This window comes from Halothiobacillus sp., from assembly GCF_027346185.1.
Lineage (GTDB): Bacteria > Pseudomonadota > Gammaproteobacteria > Halothiobacillales > Halothiobacillaceae > Halothiobacillus.
In genome coordinates this window covers 1-3427 of record NZ_DAIESY010000038.1, presented here as the reverse complement: position 1 = coordinate 3427, position 3427 = coordinate 1, and the positions used below count along the sequence as shown (strand labels likewise).

The 3427-nt window shown below is 56.9% G+C and carries 2 protein-coding genes; both read right to left on the bottom strand.

Annotation, left to right across the window (positions count from 1 at the left end; translation table 11 throughout):
• Window positions 1-139 precede the first annotated feature (139 nt).
• A complete protein-coding gene (locus tag M7R55_RS02875; protein WP_298218347.1) occupies window positions 140-1534 on the bottom strand; it encodes an ATP-binding protein in 1395 nt (464 codons plus the stop codon).
• Window positions 1535-1595: 61 nt separating this feature from the next.
• Window positions 1596-3427 (bottom strand): DNA internalization-related competence protein ComEC/Rec2 (locus M7R55_RS02870; protein WP_298218345.1); only part of this gene is annotated, 1832 nt, incomplete at its 5' end.

Below are 3427 nucleotides of genomic sequence, written 5' to 3'. Positions count from 1 at the left end.
CACATTGAATTCATTGCGGAACAGCATCTTGAGCGAGCGGGTGATACGAGTCTCGTCATCGACCAGCAACAAGGTGGGTTTGGTATTCAGTTCATTCATCTTTTCTGCTCCTTTCCGCGTTCTGGTCAAGCTCAGCCATTCAGATGGCGGTTGAATTCAATCGGTGGGTATTCTCTGTTTGCAGCACTTCAATGCTGTCCGCAACTTGCTTGCCGCTGGCATCCGAACTGGAATCCGTATGCACAGGTTGATTAGTCGGCGGCTTGATCGGCAGGCTGATCTCAAAGCGTGTGCCAACACCAGGCTTGGTAGCCAAACGGATGTCGCCGCCGTGATCCTTGATGATGCGATAGCTGATCGACAACCCGAGACCGGTTCCCTCACCTATTTTTTTGGTGGTATAGAACGGTTCGAAAATGCGCGACACGTGTTCGGGCGGGATGCCGCTGCCGTTATCTTCCACGCTGATGCAGACGAACTCGCCGCGGGTGTAGGTTCGAATGAGCAATCGGCCTTTGTCGTGATTGATCGCTTGGGCCGCATTGGTCAGCAGATTCAGTAAAACCTGATTGATTTGCGAAGGTGCGCAGGGCACGAGCGGTATCGGTTCGAAGCGTTTTTCGACCGTGACTCGATTCTTCAGGTGGTGATGCCCGACCGTCAGGGCCGTTTCGATGTTGTCGATCAGATTAACCTGATCGGTTGCTGCCCGATCGACCCGCGCAAAGTTCTTCAGGCTCAGGACAATCTCGCTGATCTGCTTCAAACCGAAACGGGTGTCGGTGAATAATTCGTTCAAATCGGCCAGATCACTGACGGCATCGAATTCTTCGCGCATGGCGGCAATCGCCTGGATTTGCGCTTCAACATCGATTTGCTCGGCAGCGGGGTTGAGCAGGTTTTCGAACAGACTGTCGTAGGCAGCGACCAATCCGTGAATTTGCCCCAGCATTTCTTCGGCCATCTGCACGTTGTTGCCGACGTAACCGAGCGGTGTGTTGATCTCGTGCGCGACGCCCGCCACCATCTGCCCCAACGCCGCCATCTTTTCGGACTGCACCAGATGTGCCTGTGAGGCCTTGATCTCCTGATTCGCCTGCGCCAGTGCGTGATTGCGCTGATTAAGACGCTGCTCGACCAGTTTCAGCACATCGGCAACAGAACCCAGCCCGGCGTAGCTACCATCGGCTTCGGTAAAGATGAAATCTTCGATGATCGGTGTGCGAATCTGCGCGGTAACGGTTGAAATGACAGTGCTGGTCGATTCGGCCAGCGAGACAATAATCGGCTGCGTGTTCATGAAGTACCGGATAGGACGTCGACCGTACAAATCGCGGGAGTACTTGTTCAGCAATAATTCCATCAGCGCATGGCGGCTGATCAGACCCACCGGCTGCCGGTCTTCATCAACAACCGCCAGCGACAACATACGATCGAAGCCACCTTCCCCAAAGCGCTCCGTAACGGCATCGAGCGTCATATCTACCAACAAGGGAGGAACTGCATCAAGCAGGGCACGTAGGGATGAAGACATCGCTCACTCTCAATCAAACCAGGGAGCGGATACCCTAGCGATCGAGTGTGACACTATTATGTTAGCGATAGCTAATAGATCGCCAAACGTAGGGCCACTGGCGGTCGCGGTAGGCAACAACCTGCCCGGATTCCACTTCGATCGCGCCCTGGTCTGCGGTGGTGAACACTGGAATTTGTCGCTGCTGATAACGTTGCAGCACCGAGGGATGCGGATGCCCGAAGGGATTAAACTTACCGGCACTGATGACAGCCACTTCTGGCTGAACCGCAGCCAGAAATGGCGGCGAGGACGAGGTTTTCGAACCATGATCCGGCACATAGAGCACACCTGATTTCAACGCAGATCCATCCGAGTGCGCATCGATAAGCGCCTGCTCGGCTTGTGCCTCAATATCTCCGGTCAACAAGACGCTCCCCGTACGACTCTGGATGCGGAGCACACAGGAACGATTGTTATCATCACGATCGGTCAGTGAGGCCTGATACGTCGTAAAATCCACACCATCCCACTGCCAATGCGCACCATCACGACAAGAGATGCTATCAATGCCGGGTAGCGGCACGCCGCTAATGACCGGGACACGAGGATAAACCGCCAGCACGCTGGACAATCCCCCCATATGGTCGCGCGCATGGTGACTGATGACGATTTGATTCAGATCAGAAACATGCAGTGCACGGAGCGCGGGCACAACCGTTCGCTCGCCCGCGTCACTGTCGCCAAATGCCGGCCCTGCGTCGTATAGCATCGCGTGGTGCGCGGTATGGATAACCACAGCCAACCCCTGCCCCACATCCAGAAACCAGATATCGGCCTCGCCATCCGGGATCGGTGCCGGTCGATAGAACGCAGCCGGTAAACACAGCACGAGGCCAAGATACCGGGCAGGCCAGTATTTGGGCATCAATAACCAGGCCACGCCAAGCGACGCCAGCAGCAATGTCCATCCTGCGGGGGCTGCGATATGACTATCCGGCATCGCCAGTCGCAACCACTCCAGAAAGCCGAACAAGCCGTGCGCCAGGACGTTAATCGGCCACATCAGGACTGCCGCAACCGAAGGCAGAATACCGACGAAGGCCATGACCAGCAGGGAAAGCGGCGTAATCACAAAAGTAATCACCGGCACAGCCACGATATTGGCGGGCAAGGACGACCAGGCCACGCGGTCGAACAACCACCAGACGATGGGTAGCAAGGCAAGCGTGATAATGATCTGCAGGCGGAATCCATCGCGCCAGAACGACAGCGCCGGTCGGTACTGCAACCAGAGCAGCATGATCAGCACCGCGCCAAACGAGAGCCAGAACCCCGCCGTGAGCGCATTGAACGGATCAAGCAAGAGCACACCCAACAGAGCGATCAGCCAGAGATCGAGCAATCGCCACGACCGCCCCAGCAGCAGCCCGGCCAGCAGAATCGTGATCATCAGTGCCGTGCGTTCGGTCGGTACAGACATCCCCGCCAGAAAGGCGTAGCCCCAGGCCGCAAGAACGGCCACCCCGGCGGCCACACGACGAGCGGGCAACCCTTCGCACCAGCGCGTGCGCGACCAGAGCCAGGCCGCGATCCAGGCGAACAGTCCCGAAACCATGCCCACATGCAAGCCCGAAATCGCCAGCAGATGATTCGTGCCGGTAGCCAGCAGCGTTTCCCAGTCGTTTTGATCCAGATAATCACTATCCCCGATGGTCAACCCCAGCAGCAGGCCCCGCCCACGGTCCGGATTACCATCGGATTGGGAAACATTCAGCAACTGCGTGCGCCAGTGTGATCGAACCGATAGCAGGTGGGCAGCGAATCCATCACCTTGTTCGGCCACCAATGCGGGCTTGCCATGAACCGATCCAGTTGCCGCGATGCGCTCGGAAAATAGCCAGCGTTCATAGT

Coding starts and splice junctions, on each gene's coding strand:
- M7R55_RS02875 (WP_298218347.1), bottom strand. CDS start 1,534: ATGTCTTCATCCCTACGTGCCCTGCTTGATGCAGTTCCTCCCTTGTTG.